Here is a 20,625-nt window from a genome sequence, read left to right on the forward strand (position 1 = left end):
GCGAAGGCGGTTCCCATGAAAGCGGTGCGTTTCCTCCTGCTGGCGCTGGCATTGCTCCTGCTGGCACGGGGGGCCTGGGCGGAGGACTTGCCCAGCGTCGAGCTGAGCGCGGCGGAAGAGGCGGAGGTGGATGCGATGGTGCTGCCTGTTCCGTCCGCCTGGAAGGGCGACTTCGAGGGCATGCGCGAGCGCCGCCTGGTGCGCATCCTGGTGCCCTACAGCAAGACCTTCTTCGCCGTGGACAGGGGGCGGCAGCTGGGCATCAGCTATGAAATTGGCAAAGGCTTCGAGCAGTGGCTGAACAAGCAGTACCGCTACAAGAACAAATCCTTGCAGTGGCGGGTGCTGTTCATTCCGGTCGGGCGCGACGAGCTGATTCCCAAACTGATCGAAGGAGTAGGGGACGTTGCCGCGGGCGGGTTGGCCGTTACCCACAGGCGCCAGGCCCAGGTGGATTTCTCCGAACCCTTTGCCAGTGGGATTCGTGAAGTGGTGGTGACCGGGCCGAAGAGTGTGCAGATCGGCAAGCTGGAGGACCTGGCCGGCAAGGAGGTCATGGTGCGTCCCTCCAGCAGCTATTACGAACATCTCATCGAGCTCAATGCGAGCTTCAGGCAAAAGGGGCTGGAACCTATTGTCATAAAGCCGGCCGACGAGAACCTCGAGTCCGAAGATTTGCTGGAAATGGTCAACGCCGGATTGATCAACGCCATAGTGGTGGACCGCTACATCGCCGAAACCTGGAAAACGATGCTCACGGACCTGGTGATACACGAAGACTTTCCCATTCGTGACGACACACAGATCGCCTGGGCCGTGCGCAAAGGCAGCCCGCAACTGCTCAAGGTCATGGCGCAGTTCGCCAAGGGCCACAAGCTGGGCACCACGTTCGGCAACACCATCCGCAACAAGTACGTGAAGAACAGTAAGACGCTCTACGACGCCACCGATGAGGAGGAGATGCGCCGCTTCGCCGAACTGGTGGGATTCTTCGAGAAGCACGCCAGCACCTATGACTTCGACTATCTGATGCTGATGGCCCAGGGGTACCAGGAGTCGCAACTCAATCAGGGAGCACGCAGCCATCGTGGCGCGGTGGGTGTGATGCAGTTGCTGCCCAGCACGGCAGCCGATCCCAGTGTGGGGATCGCGGAGATCGACAAGGACGCTGACCGCAACATCGAAGCGGGCAGCAAGTACATGCGGCTGCTGGCCGACAAGTACCTGAACGACCCCGAGCTGACGCCGCTCAACCGCACCCTGATGACCTTCGCCGCCTACAACGCAGGGCCAGGCAACCTGCGCAAGTTCCGCCGCCTGGCGGAGAGGTCGGGCCTGGACAAGAACGTCTGGTTCGGCAACGTCGAGCACGCCGCCGCGCGCCTGGTCGGGCGCGAGACGGTCGACTACGTGGGCAACATCTACAAGTACTACGTGGCCTACAAGCTGGCGCGGGACAAGCAGGCGCGAAAGGCCACGGGTGGCTGAATCAGATCACTACCGCAGTGCCGCTGATGCTCACCATCAGCATGCTGCCGTTCTGCCCGACCACCTCATAGTCGATGTCGATGCCGACCACCGCGTTGGCGCCGAGCTTCTCGGCGTGCTCTGACAATTCTTCGAAAGCGATTTCCCGCGCCTTGGCCAGTTCCTTTTCATAGGCACCGGAACGTCCGCCGATGATGTCGCGAATGCCGGCGAACAGGTCGCGGAACACGTTGGCGCCGAGTATGGCTTCACCGACCACGATGCCCTTGTATTCGCGGATGGCACGGCCTTCGAGGGTAGGGGTGGTGGAAAGGATCATGTTGCGCTCCTTGGCAATGGGAAGAGAGGCCAATTGTAGGGGCGATTTCAATCGCCAAGGGCAGCGTAGCTGCCCCCGGCCACCTTGTAAGGCCGAGGTGCCCAGCTCCTTTGTGGGAGCGAATTCATTCGCGATTGAAATCGCTCCTACACAAAAAGGGCGGGCACCCCTTTCGGGATGCCCGCCCTTGTCGATTGCGCGACTCAGACCAGGGTCAGGGTCACGTCGATGTTGCCGCGGGTGGCGTTGGAGTACGGGCACACGATGTGGGCCTTGTCCACGATGGCGCGGGCTTCTTCGCGGTCCAGGCCGGGGATGTCGATGCGCAGTTCCACTTCGATGCCGAAGCCGGTGGGAATGGCACCGATGCCCACGATGCCTTCGATGGAGGTATCGGCCGGCAGCTTGTGCTTGTCGCGGGCGGCGACGAACTTCAGAGCGCCGAGGAAGCAGGCGGAGTAGCCGGCCGCGAACAGTTGCTCGGGGTTGGTGCCTTCGCCGCCGGCGCCGCCCAGCTCACGCGGGGTGGTCAGGCTGACGTCGAGTACGCCGTCGGAGGAGATGGCGCGGCCGTCACGGCCGCCGGTGGCTTCTGCGTAGGCACGGTAGAGAACGTTTTCGATGCTCATGATGGTTTCCTTTTCAGTCAGGTTTGGAGTGCGTGGTGTGCGTGGGTGGTCGGGGTGTGTGGATCAGCCGTCGTGGTTGATCAGCCATTCCGGGTACAGCGCGCCGCTGCGGCGGCTGTCCGGCTTGTCGGTATCGGCGAAGCTGGCGGAGGAAAACGCGAGGACGGCGGTGAAGGTGATCAGGGCTTTCATGGCGAGTCTCCGATATTGGTTTGTTCGTTAATCTTTTGCGCGATAACTAATTTGGTGAGGCAGAAGTTACTGCTGAGTTATTTTGCGCGCAAGTTATTTTTTAGAGCATTTCGCACTAATGCCATGTCGATTCGGTCATAAGGCTCTGGAATGCGTCATGAGTGGAATAGGTGGTGCCGCGGGGCCGGGGTTATGCTGCGTGCCGCCGCCTTGCCGGGTGGTCTATATGAATGGAAGCGGGTTCTTTCGGTTTTGTTGTTGTAATAACAAAATATTTTGCTTTTCCTAGTGAAGTAATGGTCGAAATGGCAGTATTGTGGTTTGTATAAAAACAAATTCCCCGCTACCTGGAGCTGAATCCATGCATCCCCGCGTACTTGAGGTAACCGAGCGTCTGGTGGAGCGCAGCCGCGCAACCCGCGAGCGCTACCTGGCGATGATCCACAAGGCGGCCAGCGACGGGCCCCAGCGTGGCAAGCTGCAGTGCGCCAACTTCGCCCACGGGGTGGCCGGCTGCGGAGGCGGCGACAAGCAGCGCCTGCGCCTGATGGATTCGGCCAACGTGGCCATAGTCACCGCCTACAACGACATGCTCTCGGCCCACCAGCCCTACGAGAATTACCCGGAGAAGATTCGCCAGGCCCTGCGCGACATCGGCTCGGTGGGGCAGGTGGCCGGTGGCGTGCCGGCCATGTGCGACGGCGTCACCCAGGGCGAGCCGGGCATGGAGCTGGGCATCGCCAGCCGCGAAGTGATCGCCATGTCCACCGCTGTGGCGCTGTCCCACAACATGTTCGATGCGGCGCTGTTCCTCGGCATCTGCGACAAGATCGTCCCCGGTCTGATGATGGGCGCGCTGCGCTTCGGCCACCTGCCGTCGATCTTCGTGCCCGCCGGCCCCATGCCCTCCGGTCTTTCCAACAAGGAAAAGGCCGAGGTACGCCAGCGCTACGCCGAGGGCAAGGCCAGCCGCGACGAGTTGCTGGAATCGGAAATGAAGGCCTATCACAGCCCCGGCACCTGCACCTTCTACGGCACCGCCAATACCAACCAGATGCTCATGGAGGTGATGGGCCTGCACTTGCCGGGCGCGTCCTTCGTCAACCCGAACACCCCGTTGCGCGAGGCGCTGAACGTGGAGGCGGCGCACCAGGTCACGCGCCTGACCCCGCAGGGCGGGCAGTTCCTGCCCATCGGCGAGATCATCGACGAGCGCGTGCTGATCAACTCGATCGTCGCGCTGCACGCCACCGGCGGTTCCACCAACCACACCCTGCACATGCCGGCCATCGCCCAGGCGGCGGGCATCCAGCTCACCTGGCAGGACATGGCCGATCTCTCCGAAGTGGTGCCGACCCTGGCCCACGTCTATCCCAACGGCAAGGCCGACATCAATCACTTCCAGGCCGCCGGCGGCGTGGCCTTCCTGGTGCGCGAGCTGCTCGACGCCGGGCTGCTCCATGAAGACGTCAACACCGTCATGGGCCGTGGCCTGCGCCACTACACCCGTGAGCCTTTCCTCGATGACGGCAAGCTGGTCTGGCGCGAAGGTCCGGCGGCGAGTCTCGACGAAAGCATCCTGCGCCCGGTGGCGCGGCCGTTCTCCCCGGAGGGCGGTTTGCGGGTGATGAAGGGCAACCTCGGCCGTGGCGTGATGAAGGTGTCCGCCGTGGCCTCCGAACATCAGGTGGTGGAGGCGCCGGCGCGGGTCTTCCATGACCAGCAGGCCCTGGCCGATGCCTTCAAGGCCGGCGAGCTGGATCGCGACCTGGTGGCGGTGATGCGCTTCCAGGGCCCGCGCAGCAACGGCATGCCCGAGCTGCACAAGATGACCCCCTTCCTCGGCGTGCTGCAGGATCGCGGTTTCAAGGTGGCGCTGGTCACCGATGGGCGCATGTCCGGCGCCTCGGGCAAGATTCCCGCGGCCATCCACGTCTGCCCGGAAGCCTTCGATGGCGGGCCGCTGGCACGGGTGCGCGATGGCGACCGGGTCCGTGTGGACGGCACCACCGGCACCCTGGAAGTGCTGGTGGACGCCGCGGAGTTCGAGGCCCGTGAGCCGGCGCAGTGGGACCTGGAGCCCAACGTCGGCACCGGCCGCGAGCTCTTCGCCTTCATGCGCGAATCCTTCAGCACGGCGGAGCAGGGCGCCAGCGCCTTCACCCGCAACCTGGAGAGCCTGAAGTGAAGCTGGCGCTGGTTGGGGATATCGGTGGTACCAACGCGCGCTTCGCGCTCTGGCGCGACGAGAAACTGGAGTCGGTGCGGGTGCTGGCCACCGCCGATTTCGCAGGTCCCGAACAGGCCATCGGTCACTACCTGGCCGGCCTCGGTCTGGCGGTGGGCAGCCTCGGGGCTGTGTGCCTGGCGGTGGCGGGGCCGGTGAGTGGCGAGCATTTCCGCTTCACCAACAATCACTGGCGGCTGAGTCGCTCGGTCTTCTGCCGCACCCTGAAGGTGGACGAGCTATTGCTGATCAACGACTTCTCCGCGATGGCCCTGGGCATGACCCGCCTGCGCGAGCACGAGAAGCTGCAGATCTGCCCCGGCGTCGCCGACCCGGACAGCCCGGCGGTGGTCATCGGGCCGGGCACAGGCCTCGGCGTCGGCACCCTGCTGCCTCTGGGGGAAGGACGCTGGAAGGCGCTGCCGGGGGAGGGCGGCCATGTCGACCTGCCGCTGGGCAACCTGCGCGAGGCAACGCTCTGGCAGCAACTCCATGACCAGCTCGGCCATGTCAGTGCGGAGAATGTACTCAGCGGCAACGGCCTGCTGCAGCTCTACCGTGCCGTGTGCGCCGTGGACGGCCATGCTCCGCGCCTGGCCTCGCCGGCCGAGGTCAGCGCGGCGGCACTGGCGGGTGATCCGCTCGCCGAGGACGTGCTGGATCTGTTCTGCGGCTGGCTCGGCCGGGTAGCCGGCAACAACGTGCTGACCCTTGGCGGCCGTGGCGGCGTGTATATAGTCGGCGGCGTGGTGCCGCGCTTCGCGGCGTTCTTCCAGAAGAGCAGCTTCGCCCGCAACTTCGCCAGCAAGGGCTGCATGAGCGGGTATTTCGAAGGGATTCCGGTGTGGCTGGTGACGGCCGAGTATCCCGGCCTGGAAGGGGCGGGGGTGGCCCTTCAGCAGACCGCGCGATGACGTAGGGTGCGCTGTGCGCACCGTCCAGGTTCGTGGTGCGCACGGCGCACCCTACAAGGCGATAGAGAACAACAAAGGACGGCCACTGTGAGCCAATCCGGAAAATCCATTCTCCTGGTGGACGACGACCAGGAAATTCGCGAACTGCTTGAAACCTACCTGAGCCGTGCCGGCTTCCAGGTGCGCAGCGTTGCCGATGGTGAGGGCTTGCGCCGCGCCATGGCCGAGGAAGCGGCGGACCTGGTGATACTCGATGTGATGCTGCCCGATGAGGACGGTTTCAGCCTGTGCCGCTGGGTGCGCGCGCACCAGCGCCTGGCCCAGGTGCCGATCATCATGCTCACCGCCAGCTCCGACGAAGCCGACCGGGTGATCGGCCTGGAGCTGGGGGCCGACGATTACCTGGGTAAACCCTTCAGCCCTCGCGAGCTGCTGGCGCGGATCAAGGCCTTGCTGCGTCGCGTCGGCTTCGGCCAGGAGCGCTCGGTGGTCGAGGTGCTGGCCTTCGACGAGTGGCGCCTGGACATGATCAGCCACCGCCTGTTCCATGTCGACGGCGAAGAGGTGATTCTCTCCGGCGCCGACTTCGCCTTGTTGAAGCTCTTTCTCGACCACCCGCAACAGATACTCGACCGCGACACCATCGCCAACGCCACCCGTGGCCGCGAGGTGATGCCTCTGGAGCGCATCGTCGACATGGCGGTGAGCCGCCTGCGCCAGCGCCTGCGCGACACCGGCAAGGCGCCGCGGCTGATCCGCACCGTGCGCGGCGCGGGCTACCTGCTGGCGGCCCAGGTCACGCCGTACCACCATGCCTAGCCGTCTGCGCCTGATTCCGCGCTCGCTGCTCGGGCGCATGCTCTTCCTCACCCTGCTGGTGGTACTGCTGGCCCAGGCGCTGTCGAGCGTCATCTGGGTGTCGCAGCTGCGCGCCAGCCAGATGGAAGGCCTGCTCACCAGTGCCCGCAGCCTGGCCCAATCCATGGTCGCCAGCGTCAGCTACATCCGCTCGCTGCCGATCGGTTATCGCCCCATGGTGCTGGACCAGTTGCGTTCCATGGGTGGTACGCGCTTCTTCGTTTCCCTCAACGACAAGCCGCTGGAAATGCGCGTGCTTCCGGAAACCCCGCGCAAGCGTGCGGTGCTGGACCAGGTGGAGTCGGTACTGCGCGAACGGCTGGGCAAGCAGGTGGACCTGTCCCTGCATTTCGTCGATCCGAACGACCTGCGCATCTTCAACAGCGGCCTGAAGCTCGACGAGTTGCCGCGCTCCTGGGCCCACTACGCGCTGACCCTGGAGCCGGTGAATCCGCCCATCCTGGTCACCCAGATCCAGATCGGCCCCAGCGAGTGGCTCTACCTCGCCTCGCTGATGCCCGAGCCCTACGCCAGCCTGGAAGACGAGGGCCTGCCGACCCAGCAGCTGTGGTTCATCATCCTCACCAGCTGCTTCCTGTTGCTGTTCATCGGCCTGCTGGTGCACTGGCAGAGCCGGCCACTGAAACGCCTGGCGCGGGCGGCGCGGGAGATGTCCCTGGGAGCCGAAGTGGAGCCCTTGCCTGAAGCCGGCGGCAGCGAAGTGGCGGACGTGAGCCGTGCCTTCAACAGCATGCGCGAGCGCATCAGCCGCTATCTCAACGAACGCAGCCAGCTGTTCAGCGCAATTTCCCACGACCTGCGGACCCCCATCACCCGTCTGCGCCTGCGGGTGGAGCTGCTGGAGGACGAAACCGCGCAAGCCAAGTTCAGCCGCGACCTGGACGACCTGGAGCTGCTGGTGAAGGGCGCATTGCAGTGCGTGAAGGAGACCGACATCCACGAGAACATCGAGCAGGTGGACCTTGACCATCTGTTGCACGGCCTGGTCGAGCCCTACCTCGGCACCGGGCAGGTGACGCTGGAAGGAACGGTGCGGGCGGCCTATCCGGGTAAACCGCTCGCCCTGCGCCGCTGCATAGGCAACCTGGTGGATAACGCCCTGAAGTACGGTGAGCGTGCGCACCTGCGGATCGAGGACAGTGATGAGGCCTTCGTCCTGCATGTGGATGACGAGGGGCCGGGTGTGCCGGAGCAGAAGCTTGGCCAGGTCTTCGAACCCCACTTCCGCCTGGCCGGGCACAAACCGGGATACGGCCTGGGGTTGGGCATCGCGCGCAACCTTGCCCACAGCCATGGCGGTGAGCTGAGCCTGAAGAACCTGCGCGACGGCGGGTTGCGGGTGACGCTGTGGTTGCCGAGGCAGGCGGGGTGATTGTCTCCCTTCGTCCTCCGGGAGAGCTCGTGGGAGGCACCGGTCTGCTGCTTGGCGTCCGTGCAGCGACTTTTGTAACCACCCCGTGACCATCCGCTATCCCTTTGTTACCCGCGGGCTTGAAGGCCGTGGTTAGACTGCAGGCAAGCGCAAGCACCGACTTGCACAGTCATAAAAACAAGAAGGTATCCCCATCCATGAATGCCATTTCCCGCCTGGCCGCTGTCGTTTCCCTCGCCTCCCTGTTCCCGCTGTCTGCCCTCGCCGGCGAAGTGGAAGTCCTGCACTGGTGGACTTCCGGTGGCGAGAAGCGTGCCGCCGATACCCTGCAGAAGCTCGTCGAAGAGAAAGGCCATACCTGGAAGGATTTCGCCGTTGCCGGTGGTGGCGGCGAGGCGGCCATGACCGTGTTGAAGACCCGTGCGGTTTCCGGCAACCCGCCGTCCGCCGCGCAGATCAAGGGGCCGGATATCCAGGAGTGGGGCGAGCTGGGCCTGCTTGCGGAGCTGGACGACGTCTCCACCGAGGGCAATTGGGATTCGCTGCTGTCCCCGCAGGTTGCCGACATCATGAAGTACGACGGCCATTACGTGGCCGTGCCGGTCAACGTGCACCGGGTCAACTGGCTGTGGATAAACCCCGAGGTGTTCCAGAAGGCCGGGGCGACGCCGCCCACCACCCTCGATGAATTCTTCGCCGCCGCCGACAAGCTCAAGGCCGCCGGCTTCATCCCGATCGCCCACGGTGGCCAGCCCTGGCAGGACGGCACCGTGTTCGAGGACCTGGTGTTCAGCATCCTGGGCCCGCAGGGATACCACAAGGCCTTCGTCCTGCAGGACAAGGCCACGCTCACCAGCGACAAGATGGTGGAAGTCTTCGCCGCGCTGAAGAAGCTGCACGGCTATGTCGATCCGGACGCCGCAGGCCGTGACTGGAACAGCGCCACGGGGCTGGTCATCAACGGCAAGGCCGGCATGCAGATCATGGGCGACTGGGCCAAGAGCGAGTGGAGCGCCGCCGGCAAGGTGGCGGGCAAGGACTACCAGTGCCTGCCATTCCCCGGCACCCAGGGCAGCTTCGCCTACAACATCGACTCCCTGGCCATGTTCAAGCTCAAGGACGACGCCAACATCCAGGCGCAGAACGACCTGGCGCGCACCGTGCTGGAGCCGCAGTTCCAGCAGTTCTTCAACCAGAACAAGGGCTCCATCCCGGTCCGCCTGGACCAGGACATGTCGAGCTTCGACGCCTGCGCCCAGCAGTCCATGAAGGACTTCAAGGAAGCGGCGGCGGGCGATGGCCTGCAGCCGAGCCTGGCCCACGGCATGGCCGCCTCCAGCTATGTGCAGGGCGCGGTGTTCGACGTGGTCACCAATTTCTTCAACGACCCCGCTGCCGACCCGAAGAAGGCCGCGCAGCAACTGGCCGCCGCGATCGAAGCGGTGCAGTAAGCGGTCGGGCCGCGTAGGCGGCCCCATTCAACCTGACTGATTTCGAGGGTGCCGGCAGGCGCCAGGGGTTCCTGCTGCTCCTCGCTAGCCCCTCTCCCTTCAGGGAGAGGGGAGTAACAGGCCCAACCCATGGAGCTAATCCCCATGAGCTCAACCGCAGTCTTCGCCAAGGCCTCGCCGCTGGACGCGCTGCAACGCTGGCTACCCAAGGTGGTGCTGGCGCCCAGCGTGCTGATCGTGCTGGTCGGCTTCTACGGCTACATCCTCTGGACCTTCCTGCTGTCCTTCACCAACTCGCGCTTCATGCCCAGCTACAAGTTCGTCGGGCTGCAGCAGTACGAACGCCTGCTGGACAACGACCGCTGGTGGGTGGCCAGCCACAACCTGTTGGTCTACGGCGGACTGTTCATCGCCAGCAGCCTGGTGATCGGGGTGTTCCTGGCGGTGCTGCTGGATCAGCGCATCCGTCGCGAAGGCTTCATCCGCACCGTCTACCTCTACCCCATGGCGCTGTCGATGATTGTCACCGGCACCGCCTGGAAATGGCTGCTCAACCCTGGCCTGGGCCTGGACAAGCTGCTGCGCGACTGGGGCTGGGAGGGCTTTCGCCTGGACTGGCTGGTAGACCCGGACCGCGTCGTCTACTGCCTGGTGATCGCCGCCGTGTGGCAGTCCTCGGGCTTCGTCATGGCGCTCTTCCTGGCCGGGCTGCGCGGGGTGGACCAGTCGATCATCCGCGCCGCCCAGGTGGATGGCGCGAGCCTGCCGAGCATCTACCTGCGCATCGTCCTGCCGAGCCTGCGCCCGGTGTTCTTCAGCGCACTGATGATCCTCGCCCACATCGCCATCAAGAGCTTCGACCTGGTCGCCGCGATGACCGCCGGCGGCCCCGGTTATGCCTCAGACCTGCCGGCGATGTTCATGTACGCCCATACCTTCACCCGCGGCCAGATGGGCCTCGGCGCCGCCAGCGCGATGCTCATGCTCGGCGCGGTGCTGGCGATCCTCGTGCCCTACCTGTATTCCGAACTGAGGAACAAGCGCCATGACTAGCCTGGCCGGAAAACCTGCCTTCAGTTTCAGTCGCCTGGCCATCCACGCCACGCTGTTCTTCGCCTGCGCCCTCTATCTGGTGCCGCTGGTGGTGATGCTGCTGACCAGCTTCAAGACGCCCGACGACATCCGCACCGGCAACCTGCTGTCGATTCCGGATGCGTTCACCGTGATCGGCTGGGCCAAGGCCTGGGCCAGCGTCGGTGGCTACTTCTGGAACTCGGTGAAGATCACCGTGCCGGCGGTGATCATTTCCACGCTGCTCGGCGCGCTGAACGGCTACGTGCTGTCCATGTGGCGCTTCCGCGGTTCGCAGTTGTTTTTCGGTCTGCTGCTGTTCGGCTGCTTCCTGCCGTTCCAGGTGGTTCTGCTGCCGGCGTCCTTCACCCTCGGCCAGTTCGGCCTGGCCAATACCACCGGTGGCCTGGTGCTGGTGCACGTGGTTTACGGCCTGGCCTTCACCACGCTGTTCTTCCGCAACTTCTACGTGAGCATCCCGGACGCCCTGGTGCGGGCGGCGCGGCTGGACGGGGCGGGGTTCTTCACCATCTTCGGGCGCATCCTGCTGCCGATGTCGGTGCCGACCATCATGGTCTGTCTGATCTGGCAGTTCACCCAGATCTGGAACGACTTCCTCTTCGGCGTGGTGTTCGCCAGCGGCGATACCCAGCCCATCACCGTGGCCCTGAACAACCTGGTGAACACCAGCACCGGGGTCAAGGAATACAACGTCGACATGGCCGCCGCGATGATCGCCGGCCTGCCCACCCTGCTGGTCTACGTATTGGCCGGCAAATACTTCCTGCGCGGCTTGACCGCTGGCGCGGTGAAGGGCTGATGCCCTCAAGATTGGAGAGTGACATGGCAACCCTCGAACTGCGCAATGTGAACAAGTCCTACGGCAGCGGCCTGGCGGACACCCTGAAGAACATCGAGCTGTCCATCGACTCCGGCGAGTTCCTGATCCTCGTCGGCCCTTCGGGCTGCGGCAAGTCGACCCTGATGAACTGCATCGCCGGGCTGGAAGACATCAGCGGCGGCGCGATCCTGGTGGATGGCCAGGACATCAGCGGCATGAGCCCCAAGGACCGGGACATCGCCATGGTGTTCCAGTCCTACGCGCTGTACCCGACCATGAGCGTGCGTGAGAACATCGCCTTCGGCCTGAAGATCCGCAAGCTGCCCCCGGCCGAGATCGATGCGGAGGTCGCCCGCGTGGCCAGGCTGCTGCAGATCGAGCACCTGTTGCAGCGCAAGCCCGGCCAGCTCTCCGGCGGCCAGCAGCAGCGCGTGGCCATGGGGCGGGCCCTGGCGCGGCGGCCGAAGATCTACCTGTTCGACGAGCCGCTGTCGAACCTCGACGCCAAGCTGCGGGTGGAGATGCGCACCGAGATCAAGCTGATGCACCAGCGGCTGAAGACCACCACGGTCTACGTCACCCATGACCAGATCGAAGCCATGACCCTGGGCGACAAGGTGGCGGTGATGAAGGACGGCGTCATCCAGCAGTTCGGCACCCCGCGAGAGATCTACAACGATCCGGCCAACCTCTTCGTCGCCGGTTTCATGGGCTCGCCGCCGATGAACTTCATTCCCCTGCGTCTGCAGCGCCGCGACGGCCGCCTGGTGGGCCTGCTGGACAGCGCCGACGGCCATTGCGAACTGCCGCTCGGCGGGGTCGACGGTGAGCTGGAAGGACGCGAGCTGATCCTCGGCATCCGCCCGGAGCAGGTGCTGGTCGGTGCTGGCGACCTGCCGGCGATTCGCGCCCAGGTTCAGGTGCTGGAGCCCACCGGGCCGGACACCCTGGCCTTCGTCGAGATCAACCAGACCAAGGTCTGCTGCCGCCTGGCGCCCGATTCCCCAGCGCGCGTGGGCGACACCCTCGACCTGCAATTCGCTCCCGACAAGGTGTTGCTGTTCGACGCACGGAGCGGCGAGCGGCTGTGCGTGCCGGGAAAGGCGGCCGTGGCCGAGCCGGCCAGGGTCGCACGCCTGAAGGGCCTGTAGGAGCGGGCTTTGCTCGCGAAGGGGCGCGCGGAGCCGGGCCGTTCGCGAGCGAGCAAAAGAAAGATCCATCGCAACAACAATAAAAATCTGGAGTGGACATGAGCACGACGATCAAAGGTTTGTGGGTACTGCCCTGCGCGCTTTTCGCGGTTTCCGGTGTGGCGCAAGCGGTGGAATTCACCGGCTACATGCGCAGCGGCGCCGGTGGGTCCAGCGAGGGCGGCACGCAATCCTGCTTCCAGCTGCCGGGGGCGCAATCCAAGTACCGTCTGGGCAACGAGTGCGAGCAGTACATCGAACTGGACCTGCGCCAGGACCTCGCCAGGCTCGATGACGGATCGGTGATCAGTGTCGAAGGCATGGCGCAGCTGTTCAACGAATACGGCCACACCCCCGAGTTCACGGGCGACCACGGCTTCACACGGATGAACCAGATGTATGCCGAGTGGAGCAACATGCCGGCGCTGGGCGGTGGCTCCTTCTGGGCGGGGCGCCGCTTCTACAAGCGCAACGATATCCACATCTCCGACTACTACTACTGGAACCAGAGCGCCACCGGCTTCGGCTTCGATGAAGTGGCCATTGGCGACCTGAAGTACAGCTACGTGTTCTCGCGCAAGGACAACGTCTTCCAGGACCCCTACATCAACCGCCACGACTTCAACGTGGCCGGCTTCCAGACCAACCCCGGCGGCGAGGTGGAACTGGGCGTCAGCTACCTCGACAAGCCCGACAGCACCGATGCCCACAGCGGCTGGTCGGTGGCGGCGCAGCACAAGCAGAAGGAATTCCTCGGCGGGGTGAACACCTTCGCCCTGCAGTACGGCCGTGGGCCAGGCACCGCGCTGGGCTATACCGGCGACCCCACGCTGGACAACAGCAACCAGAGCTGGCGCGTGGTGGAGTTCTTCGATTGGCAGGTGACGCCGCGCTTCGGTGGCCAGTTCGAGGTGATCTACCAGAAGGACAAGCGCCCGGATGGCGACGACCAGAACTGGCTCTCCGTCGGTGTGCGCCCGGTCTACGCCATTACCGAGCAGTTCAAGCTGGTCACCGAACTTGGCCGGGACCAGGTGGAAGCCCCCGGCGGCACCCGCAAGCTGACCAAGTTCACCATCGCACCCACCTGGTCGCCAGCCGGTCCGGGCTTCTGGCAGCGCCCGGAAATCCGTCTGTATTACACCTACGCCAGCTGGAACGAAGCGGCCCAGCGTGCGGCCAGCGAACTGGCGGCGGGTTCGGCGCTGTCCGATACCGGTGCCTTCGGCGACGCGCTGCACGGCTCCAACTTCGGTGTGCAACTGGAGTACTGGTGGAAGTGATGCGCAGTGCCAGGCCGCATCGGGTGAGAGCGGGGGAGGGCGTCGACCACCCCTTCGCCGACCTGTTGCGTCCGGCAGCCGGGCAGCCGTTCCGCTGGGCCGAACACCAGGGCCGCGAGCTGCTGCTGGTGGAGCATTCGCGCTGCTCGGCGGTGTTCAGTCGCCAGGGCGGCCAGTTGCTGCACTTCCAGCCCCACGGCGAGCGCCCCTTGCTCTGGTGCGCAACGCGCTGGCCACGCATTGGCGCCATTCGCGGCGGCGTGCCGGTGTGCTGGCCCTGGTTCGGCCGCCACCCCATGGAGGGCGGCTGGCCCCACCACGGCTGGGCGCGGTTGTCCGACTGGCGACTTATCCACAAGGCCGCCGACGACAATGGCGTGCGCGTGACCTGGCGCCTGGATCTGCACGACTGGCAAGTGGAACTGGAGGCAGAACTGGGTGGGCGCATGAGTCTGCAACTGGTCACCCGTCACCGCGACAGCGAACCCTGCGTGCTCAGCCATGCGCTGCACGCCTACTGGCGGGTGAGCGACGTGGCGCGGGTCGCCCTGCTCGGGCTGGACGGCGCCGAAGGGCGCGATCTGCTGAGCCGCGAACCCTGTCGGCAAGGGGGCGAGCTGCGCGTGATCGATGGCTGCCACCGGGTGTTCCGGCAGGGTGGCCGCGTGAAGATTCAGGATGCCGGTTGGCAGCGGCGTTTGTGCATCGATGGTGGGAACAATCCGAACACCGTGGTCTGGCATCCCGGCAGCCGTCCTTTATCCGAAGTGAGCTGGGCGGAGGGGCTGGGATTTCTTTCCGTGCAGGGCGCGGCCTGTGGAGACGACAGTGCGGAGCTGGTGGCGGGGGAGGAGGCGAGGTTGAGTCTGGAGGCGTGGGTTGGATGAGGTCCCTCTCCCTGAAGGGAGAGGGGCCGGGGGTGAGGGGGCGTCAGGACGGCTCCTCTTCCGCCGGATACCGGCTGGCATTGAGGCTTTCCTTGATCTTGCGCAGATGCGGCTGGAAGTCGACGCCGCGGCGCAGGGTCATGCCGGTGGCGAGCACGTCGAGCACGGTGAGCTGGATGATGCGCGAGGTCATCGGCATGTAGATGTCGGTGTCTTCCGGCAGCGGGATGTCGAGGCTCAAGGTGCTGGCTTTGGCCAGCGGCGAACCTGCGGCGGTAAGGCCGAGCACCGAGGCGCCGTTCTGGCGCGCCAGGCGCGCCACTTCCACCAGTTCGCGGGTGCGGCCGGTGTAGGAAATGATCACGAAGAGGTCGCCCGTATGGGCCACCGACGCCAGCATCCGCTGCATCAGGACATCGGAATGGGCGGATACGGCGAGGTTGAAGCGAAAGAACTTGTGCTGGGCGTCCAGGGCCACCGAGGCGGAGGCGCCGAGCCCGAAGAAATGGATCTGCCGGGCCTGGATCATCAGGTCCACGGCGCGGCTGATCAACTGCGGGTCGAGGCTCTGCAGGGCGCTGTCCAGGGAGGCGATGGCACTGCCGAAGATCTTCCGGGTGTAGGCCTCGGGACCATCGTCGGCGGCGACCGCCTGGCTCACGTAGGCGGCACCGCTGGCCAGGCTTTGCGCCAGCTGCATCTTCAGTTCCGGGTAGCCGTTGACGCCGAAGGAGCGGCAGAAGCGGTTCACTGTCGGCTCGCTGACCTGAGCCGCCTGGGCCAGGGCCGCGATGCTGTAGCGGGTGGCCTGCTGCGGGTCGCGCAGGATGACTTCGGCGACCTTGCGCTCGGCCTTGTTGAGTTCGTCGAGGCGGTTCTGGATCTGCTCCAGCAGATTGTGCACGCGGTCCATTGGGATTCCTGGGAAGGGGCCTGCAATCGGTGGCCTATCGTACTGAGCGTACCCAGGCTGGGCCACCGTAATCTCGTATATCGGTAAATGTAGTTTTATTACTACATTTTGTCTTGCTGTAACGGCTAGCAGGGTGTATTCATAAGCTTATGTTTGATAGAAGAACAAATATCATGGCCTCACAACCTGTCGAACCCTGCACCCTGGCCCTGTTCGGCGGCCTCGGTGACCTGGCACTGCGCAAGCTGTTCCCCGCGCTCTATCAACTGGACCGTGCCGGGCTGCTGGCCGCCGATACGCGCATCCTCGCCCTGGGCCGTGAAAGCGGCGAGCCCGCCACCCATATGGCCGAGATCGGCGAACACCTGCGCCGCTACGTGCCGGCCGGTGAGGTTGAGGAGGGCGCCATGCAGCGTTTCCTGGCCCGGCTCGACTACCTCTCGATGGACTTCCTCGACACTGATGCCTACCCGGTCCTGGCCGACAAGCTGGGCCCGGTGGCCAGGATGATCGCCTACTTCGCCACGCCCGCCGCCGTTTACGGCGCCATCTGCGAAGGTCTGGCCGCCGCCGGGCTGGCCGAGCGCACCCGCGTGGTGCTGGAGAAACCCATCGGTCATGACCTGGATTCCTCACGCGCGGTGAACGAAGCGGTGGCGGCGCACTTTCCGGAGAACCGCACCTACCGGATCGACCACTACCTGGGCAAGGAGACGGTGCAGAACCTGATTGCCCTGCGCTTCGCCAACAGCCTGTTCGAGACGCAGTGGAACCAGCACCACATCTCCCACGTGGAAATCACCGTGGCCGAGCAGGTGGGCATCGAGGGCCGCTGGGGCTATTTCGACCAGGCCGGCCAGTTGCGCGACATGATCCAGAACCACCTGCTGCAGCTGCTCTGCCTGATCGCCATGGACCCGCCCAGCGACCTCTCCGCCGACAGCATCCGCGACGAAAAGGTGAAGGTGCTGAAAGCCCTGGCGCCCATCGCCCCGGAACAGCTCGGACAGCAGGTGGTGCGTGGCCAGTACGTGGCCGGCAACATCCTCGGCAAGACGGTGCCCGGCTATCTGGAGGAAGAACACGCCAATACCCACAGCGACACCGAAACCTTCGTTGCCCTGCGGGCGGAGATCCGCAACTGGCGCTGGTCCGGCGTGCCCTTCTACCTGCGTACCGGTAAGCGCATGCCGCAGAAGCTCTCGCAGATCGTCATACACTTCAAGGAACCGCCGCACTACATCTTCGCCCCCGAGCAGCGGCCGTTGATCAGCAATCGCCTGGTCATCCGCCTGCAGCCGGACGAAGGCATTTCCCTGCAGGTGATGACCAAGGAGCAGGGCCTGGACAAGGGCATGCAACTGCGCAGCGACCCGCTGCAGCTGAGCTTCTCCAACACCTATCGCAGTGCGCGGATTCCAGACGCCTACGAGCGTCTGCTGCTGGAAGTGATGAAGGGCAACCAGAATCTCTTCGTGCGCAAGGACGAAATCGAATACGCCTGGAAATGGTGCGACCAGCTGATCGCCGGGTGGCGGCAGCAGGGCGACGCGCCCAGACCCTACGCGGCGGGAACCTGGGGGCCGACGGCCTCCATTGCATTGATCACCCGTGATGGCAGGAGCTGGTATGGCGATCTTTAATCTCGACCTGCCGACGCAGGTGACCGGGCTCAGCCTCGGCAGCCCCGAACAACTGGCCGGCGAGCTGGCCATCACCGTTGCCAACGCCCTGCGCGCGGCCATCGATGCCCGTGGTGCGGCCGTGCTGGTGGTGTCCGGCGGGCGCAGCCCGATCGCATTCTTCGAACGCCTGCGCGGCCAGACCCTGGACTGGTCGAAGGTCACCATCAGCCTGGCCGACGAACGCTTCGTGCCGGTCAGCCATGCCGACAGCAATGAAGGTCTGGTACGCCACCACCTGTTGAAGGGGGAGGCCGCCAGTGCGCGCTTCCTCGGCCTCTACCACAGTGCGCCGAACCTGGATGAGGCCGCCCGCCTGGCCCATGTGGCCCTGGCCGAACTGGGCGCTATCGACGTGCTGGTGCTGGGCATGGGCGAGGACGGTCACACCGCTTCGCTGTTCCCCGGCAGCCCGAACCTCGAGCAGGCCCTGAGTACAGGCTGCGAGCGCCGCTGCCTGCCGATGCAGGCCCCCAGCGTGCCGCGCCAGCGCCTCACCCTGACCCTGCCGCTGCTGGCCAGTGCGCAGCTGACCCTGCTGGCCGTACAAGGCCAGGCCAAGCTGGCCACCCTGGCCGCCGCCCTGGCGGGCGAAGACGAGGCGGCCATGCCGATTCGCGCCTTCCTCCGCCGTCCCCTGGAAATCCACTGGTGCCCCTGAGCCCGAAGGAACGCCCATGACCAGCCTCCCCACCAATCGGGCCACCAGTCGCGAAGCCGTGCCGAGCATGGCCGACAAGGCTGCCCTGATCGACATTCTCTGCGGTGCGGCACGCATCCTTCCGGTGATCACCGTCGAGCGCGAGCAGGACGCCCTGCCGCTGGCCGATGCCCTGGCCGCCGGTGGCCTGCGTACCCTGGAAATCACCCTGCGTTCCGAGCATGGCCTGTCCGCGATCCGCACCCTGCGTGAGCAGCGTCCGGAGCTTTGCGTCGGTGCCGGCACCGTGCTGGATGAGTGGATGCTCGCCGAGGCCGAGGCCGCCGGCTCGCAATTCATCGTCACCCCCGGCTGCACCGCCGAACTGCTGCGGGCCGGCGTCTACAGCCCGTTGCCGTTGCTGCCGGGCATCAGCAGCGCCTCGGAAATCATGCTCGGCTACGCCCTGGGCTATCGCCGCTTCAAGCTCTTCCCGGCGGAAGTCTGCGGTGGCATCAAGGCCCTCAAGGCCTTCGGCGGCCCTTTCCCGGGTATCCGCTTCTGCCCCACCGGCGGGGTCAATCCCGACAACCTGCGCGACTACATGGCCCTGCCCAACGTGATGTGCGTGGGCGGCACCTGGATGATGGACAAGGACTGGATCCGCAACGGCGACTGGCAGCGCATCCAGGAAACCACGGCAGCGGCATTGGAGCTGTTGCGCTGACGTAGGCAGAGAGCGTTCTGCTTTTTTGTGGGGGCGATTTCAATCGCTATGCAGGCCGCAGGCCTGCCCTTCAATCCTCCCTGGGGGCACTGCGTGCCCCATTGCGAATGAATTCGCCCCCACAGGGTCCATGCCCACCGCAGTGACTTCGTAGCCCATTCCCATATCGCACTCGGTTGCGAAACAGATTCCGCCAAACGGTTTGCTGAAACGATTTACCTAGTAACGAAACCGCGTTAAAACCGACTTCCAGTGGTCCCGATCCTGAGGAAAGTGCAATGACTAACAACAACCTCGAAGCCCTGTTCCCCACTGCCGACCAGATTCCCGAGCGTTACCGCCCCGGCGCGCCCATCGAACAGCGCGAGTACCTGGTGAACGGTGAGCTGCTGAGTTGGCAGGGCCCGCTGGCGGCAGTGCGCAGTCCGGTGTTCCTGGCGGGCGAGAAGGGCGATGAACAGGTGGTGCTGGGCAGCACGCCGCTGCTGGATGCCGATGCCGCGCTGGCGGCCCTGGATGCCGCCGTCGCTGCCTACGACCACGGGCAGGGTGCCTGGCCGACCATGCGCGTGGCCGAGCGTATCCAGCATGTGGAGAAGTTCCTCGCCCGCATGCGCGAGCAGCGCGAGGCGGTGGTCAGGCTGCTGATGTGGGAGATCGGCAAGAACCTCAAGGATTCCGAGAAGGAGTTCGACCGCACCTGCGACTACATCGTCGACACCATCGAGGCGCTCAAGGAGCTGGACCGCCGCTCCAGCCGCTTCGAACTGGAGCAGGGCACCCTCGGCCAGATCCGCCGCGTGCCGCTGGGCGTGGCGCTGTGCATGGGGCCATACAACTATCCGCTGAACGAGACCTTCACCACGCTGATTCCGGCGCTGATCATGGGCAACACCGTGGTCTTCAAACCGGCCAAGTTCGGCGTGCTGCTGATCCGCCCGCTGCTGGAAGCCTTCCGCGACAGCTTCCCGGCTGGCGTCATCAACGTCATCTACGGCCGCGGCCGCGAAACCGTCAGCGCCATCATGGCCAGCGGCAAGGTGGATGTGTTCGCCTTCATCGGCACCCATTCCGGCGCCGCCGACCTGAAGAAGCTGCACCCGCGCCCGCACCGCCTGCGCGCGGCGCTGGGCCTGGACGCCAAGAACCCTGGCATCGTCCTGCCGAAGGTGGACCTGGACAACGCGGTCAACGAAGCCATCACCGGCGCCCTGTCGTTCAACGGCCAGCGCTGCACCGCGCTGAAGATCCTCTTCGTCCACGAAGACGTGCTCGAACCCTTTCTCGACAAGTTCTGCACCAGGCTGGCCACCCTCAAGCCCGGCATGCCCTGGGAGGACGGTGTGGCCCTGACGCCCCTGCCCGAACCGGGCAAGGTCGACTACCTCAATGCCCTGCTGGAAGATGCCGTGGCCAAGGGGGCCAAAGTGGTCAATCCGGGCGGCGGCAGCCACCGGCAGAGTTTCTTCTATCCCGCCGTGCTGAGTCCGGTGAGTCCGGAGATGCGCCTTTACCATGAGGAACAGTTCGGACCGCTGATTCCGGTGGTGCCGTATCGCGAGCTGGAAGAAGTGATCGACTATGTGCTGCATTCCGACTACGGCCAGCAGCTCAGCCTGTTCGGCGACGATGCGGCCCAGGTCGGCCGGCTGGTGGATGCCTTCGCCAATCAGGTAGGGCGCATCAACATCAACGCCCAGTGCCAGCGCGGCCCCGACACCTTCCCCTTCAATGGCCGGAAGAACTCGGCCGAAGGCACGCTGTCGGTACATGACGCCCTGCGGGTGTTCTCCATCCGCACCCTGGTGGCGACCAGGTTCCAGGAAGACAACAAGGCACTGGTCAGCGAGATCATCCGCAACCGCGAGTCGAACTTCCTGACCACGGATTACATTTTCTGAGGCGGATGGGTTGCCGCCA

The 20,625-nt window shown here is 65.1% G+C and carries 19 protein-coding genes; 15 read left to right on the forward strand and 4 right to left on the reverse strand.

Going from position 1 to position 20,625, the window contains the following annotated elements:
* The first annotated feature begins 15 nt into the window (after positions 1 to 15).
* A complete protein-coding gene (locus FXN65_RS06550; protein WP_151132278.1) occupies positions 16 to 1,488 on the forward strand; it encodes an MltF family protein in 1,473 nt (490 codons plus the stop codon).
* A 1-nt stretch (position 1,489) separates the two neighbouring features.
* Here the strand turns inward: FXN65_RS06550 and FXN65_RS06555 are convergent, their stop codons facing one another.
* The 3 genes from FXN65_RS06555 to FXN65_RS28390 all read right to left on the reverse strand — a co-directional run bounded on the left by FXN65_RS06555 (position 1,490) and on the right by FXN65_RS28390 (position 2,628).
* A complete protein-coding gene (locus FXN65_RS06555; protein ID WP_151132279.1) occupies positions 1,490 to 1,807 on the reverse strand; it encodes a heavy metal-binding domain-containing protein in 318 nt (105 codons plus the stop codon).
* Between the two features lie 203 nt (positions 1,808 to 2,010).
* Positions 2,011 to 2,436: an organic hydroperoxide resistance protein gene (locus tag FXN65_RS06560; protein ID WP_151132280.1), complete on the reverse strand. Its 426-nt coding sequence runs from the start codon at positions 2,434 to 2,436 to the stop codon at positions 2,011 to 2,013.
* A 63-nt stretch (positions 2,437 to 2,499) separates the two neighbouring features.
* Positions 2,500 to 2,628 (reverse strand): hypothetical protein, encoded by a 129-nt coding sequence (locus FXN65_RS28390; protein WP_280178737.1) that lies wholly within the window; start codon positions 2,626 to 2,628, stop codon positions 2,500 to 2,502.
* A gap of 361 nt (positions 2,629 to 2,989) precedes the next feature.
* Between FXN65_RS28390 and edd the strand changes: the two genes are divergently transcribed.
* The 10 genes from edd (at position 2,990) to FXN65_RS06610 (ending at position 14,743) form a co-directional block, all read left to right on the forward strand.
* Positions 2,990 to 4,816, forward strand: coding sequence for a phosphogluconate dehydratase (gene edd, locus FXN65_RS06565; RefSeq protein WP_151132281.1), 1,827 nt, complete (start codon positions 2,990 to 2,992; stop codon positions 4,814 to 4,816).
* Entirely contained in the window at positions 4,813 to 5,769 is a 957-nt protein-coding gene (locus FXN65_RS06570) for a glucokinase (protein ID WP_151132282.1), read from the forward strand. The genes edd and FXN65_RS06570 overlap by 4 nt, the downstream gene beginning before the upstream one ends.
* An 87-nt stretch (positions 5,770 to 5,856) precedes the next feature.
* Positions 5,857 to 6,588 (forward strand): response regulator, encoded by a 732-nt coding sequence (locus tag FXN65_RS06575; protein WP_151132283.1) that lies wholly within the window; start codon positions 5,857 to 5,859, stop codon positions 6,586 to 6,588.
* Positions 6,581 to 8,020 (forward strand): ATP-binding protein, encoded by a 1,440-nt coding sequence (locus FXN65_RS06580; protein WP_151132284.1) that lies wholly within the window; start codon positions 6,581 to 6,583, stop codon positions 8,018 to 8,020. Before FXN65_RS06575 ends, FXN65_RS06580 begins: the two co-directional genes overlap by 8 nt.
* 197 nt (positions 8,021 to 8,217) lie before the next feature.
* A complete protein-coding gene (locus tag FXN65_RS06585) occupies positions 8,218 to 9,471 on the forward strand; it encodes an ABC transporter substrate-binding protein (RefSeq protein WP_151132285.1) in 1,254 nt (417 codons plus the stop codon).
* Between the two features lie 144 nt (positions 9,472 to 9,615).
* Entirely contained in the window at positions 9,616 to 10,524 is a 909-nt protein-coding gene (locus FXN65_RS06590) for a carbohydrate ABC transporter permease (RefSeq protein WP_151132286.1), read from the forward strand.
* On the forward strand, positions 10,517 to 11,362 hold the full coding sequence (locus FXN65_RS06595; protein WP_151132287.1) for a carbohydrate ABC transporter permease: 846 nt from the start codon (positions 10,517 to 10,519) through the stop codon (positions 11,360 to 11,362). The genes FXN65_RS06590 and FXN65_RS06595 overlap by 8 nt, the downstream gene beginning before the upstream one ends.
* Positions 11,363 to 11,385: 23 nt before the next feature.
* Entirely contained in the window at positions 11,386 to 12,534 is a 1,149-nt protein-coding gene (locus FXN65_RS06600) for an ABC transporter ATP-binding protein (RefSeq protein ID WP_151132288.1), read from the forward strand.
* A gap of 98 nt (positions 12,535 to 12,632) precedes the next feature.
* Positions 12,633 to 13,856 (forward strand): maltoporin, encoded by a 1,224-nt coding sequence (locus FXN65_RS06605; protein ID WP_178119274.1) that lies wholly within the window; start codon positions 12,633 to 12,635, stop codon positions 13,854 to 13,856.
* Positions 13,856 to 14,743, forward strand: a complete 888-nt coding sequence (locus FXN65_RS06610) for a D-hexose-6-phosphate mutarotase (RefSeq protein ID WP_151132289.1) — start codon at positions 13,856 to 13,858, stop codon at positions 14,741 to 14,743. The genes FXN65_RS06605 and FXN65_RS06610 overlap by 1 nt, the downstream gene beginning before the upstream one ends.
* A 43-nt stretch (positions 14,744 to 14,786) precedes the next feature.
* On the opposite strand, the gene FXN65_RS06615 is transcribed toward FXN65_RS06610, so the two are convergent.
* Complete coding sequence (locus tag FXN65_RS06615) at positions 14,787 to 15,656, reverse strand: MurR/RpiR family transcriptional regulator (RefSeq protein ID WP_151132290.1); 870 nt, start codon at positions 15,654 to 15,656, stop codon at positions 14,787 to 14,789.
* Between the two features lie 173 nt (positions 15,657 to 15,829).
* On the opposite strand from FXN65_RS06615, the gene zwf reads away from it, so the two are divergent.
* The 4 genes from zwf to FXN65_RS06635 all read left to right on the forward strand — a co-directional run bounded on the left by zwf (position 15,830) and on the right by FXN65_RS06635 (position 20,606).
* Entirely contained in the window at positions 15,830 to 17,299 is a 1,470-nt protein-coding gene (gene zwf / locus FXN65_RS06620; protein ID WP_151132291.1) for a glucose-6-phosphate dehydrogenase, read from the forward strand.
* Positions 17,286 to 17,999: a 6-phosphogluconolactonase gene (gene pgl, locus FXN65_RS06625; RefSeq protein ID WP_151132292.1), complete on the forward strand. Its 714-nt coding sequence runs from the start codon at positions 17,286 to 17,288 to the stop codon at positions 17,997 to 17,999. Before zwf ends, pgl begins: the two co-directional genes overlap by 14 nt.
* Before the next feature lie 16 nt (positions 18,000 to 18,015).
* Positions 18,016 to 18,705 (forward strand): bifunctional 4-hydroxy-2-oxoglutarate aldolase/2-dehydro-3-deoxy-phosphogluconate aldolase, encoded by a 690-nt coding sequence (locus FXN65_RS06630; protein WP_178119275.1) that lies wholly within the window; start codon positions 18,016 to 18,018, stop codon positions 18,703 to 18,705.
* Between the two features lie 278 nt (positions 18,706 to 18,983).
* A complete protein-coding gene (locus FXN65_RS06635) occupies positions 18,984 to 20,606 on the forward strand; it encodes an NADP-dependent glyceraldehyde-3-phosphate dehydrogenase (RefSeq protein ID WP_151132293.1) in 1,623 nt (540 codons plus the stop codon).
* The last annotated feature ends 19 nt before the right edge of the window (positions 20,607 to 20,625 follow it).

Source organism: Pseudomonas lalkuanensis (genome assembly GCF_008807375.1).
Classification (GTDB): Bacteria; Pseudomonadota; Gammaproteobacteria; order Pseudomonadales; family Pseudomonadaceae; genus Metapseudomonas; species Metapseudomonas lalkuanensis.

Excerpts from the sequence above, each read along its gene's own strand:
- zwf (WP_151132291.1), top strand. The coding sequence starts at position 15,830 with ATGGCCTCACAACCTGTCGAACCCTGCACCCTGGCCCTGTTCGGCGGC.
- FXN65_RS06630 (WP_178119275.1), top strand. The coding sequence starts at position 18,016 with ATGACCAGCCTCCCCACCAATCGGGCCACCAGTCGCGAAGCCGTGCCG.
- FXN65_RS06590 (WP_151132286.1), top strand. The coding sequence starts at position 9,616 with ATGAGCTCAACCGCAGTCTTCGCCAAGGCCTCGCCGCTGGACGCGCTG.
- FXN65_RS06585 (WP_151132285.1), top strand. The coding sequence starts at position 8,218 with ATGAATGCCATTTCCCGCCTGGCCGCTGTCGTTTCCCTCGCCTCCCTG.
- FXN65_RS06595 (WP_151132287.1), top strand. The coding sequence starts at position 10,517 with ATGACTAGCCTGGCCGGAAAACCTGCCTTCAGTTTCAGTCGCCTGGCC.
- FXN65_RS06615 (WP_151132290.1), bottom strand. The coding sequence starts at position 15,656 with ATGGACCGCGTGCACAATCTGCTGGAGCAGATCCAGAACCGCCTCGAC.
- edd (WP_151132281.1), top strand. The coding sequence starts at position 2,990 with ATGCATCCCCGCGTACTTGAGGTAACCGAGCGTCTGGTGGAGCGCAGC.
- FXN65_RS06605 (WP_178119274.1), top strand. The coding sequence starts at position 12,633 with ATGAGCACGACGATCAAAGGTTTGTGGGTACTGCCCTGCGCGCTTTTC.
- FXN65_RS06580 (WP_151132284.1), top strand. The coding sequence starts at position 6,581 with ATGCCTAGCCGTCTGCGCCTGATTCCGCGCTCGCTGCTCGGGCGCATG.
- FXN65_RS06550 (WP_151132278.1), top strand. The coding sequence starts at position 16 with ATGAAAGCGGTGCGTTTCCTCCTGCTGGCGCTGGCATTGCTCCTGCTG.
- pgl (WP_151132292.1), top strand. The coding sequence starts at position 17,286 with ATGGCGATCTTTAATCTCGACCTGCCGACGCAGGTGACCGGGCTCAGC.
- FXN65_RS06560 (WP_151132280.1), bottom strand. The coding sequence starts at position 2,436 with ATGAGCATCGAAAACGTTCTCTACCGTGCCTACGCAGAAGCCACCGGC.
- FXN65_RS06600 (WP_151132288.1), top strand. The coding sequence starts at position 11,386 with ATGGCAACCCTCGAACTGCGCAATGTGAACAAGTCCTACGGCAGCGGC.
- FXN65_RS28390 (WP_280178737.1), bottom strand. The coding sequence starts at position 2,628 with ATGAAAGCCCTGATCACCTTCACCGCCGTCCTCGCGTTTTCCTCCGCC.
- FXN65_RS06610 (WP_151132289.1), top strand. The coding sequence starts at position 13,856 with ATGCGCAGTGCCAGGCCGCATCGGGTGAGAGCGGGGGAGGGCGTCGAC.
- FXN65_RS06635 (WP_151132293.1), top strand. The coding sequence starts at position 18,984 with ATGACTAACAACAACCTCGAAGCCCTGTTCCCCACTGCCGACCAGATT.
- FXN65_RS06555 (WP_151132279.1), bottom strand. The coding sequence starts at position 1,807 with ATGATCCTTTCCACCACCCCTACCCTCGAAGGCCGTGCCATCCGCGAA.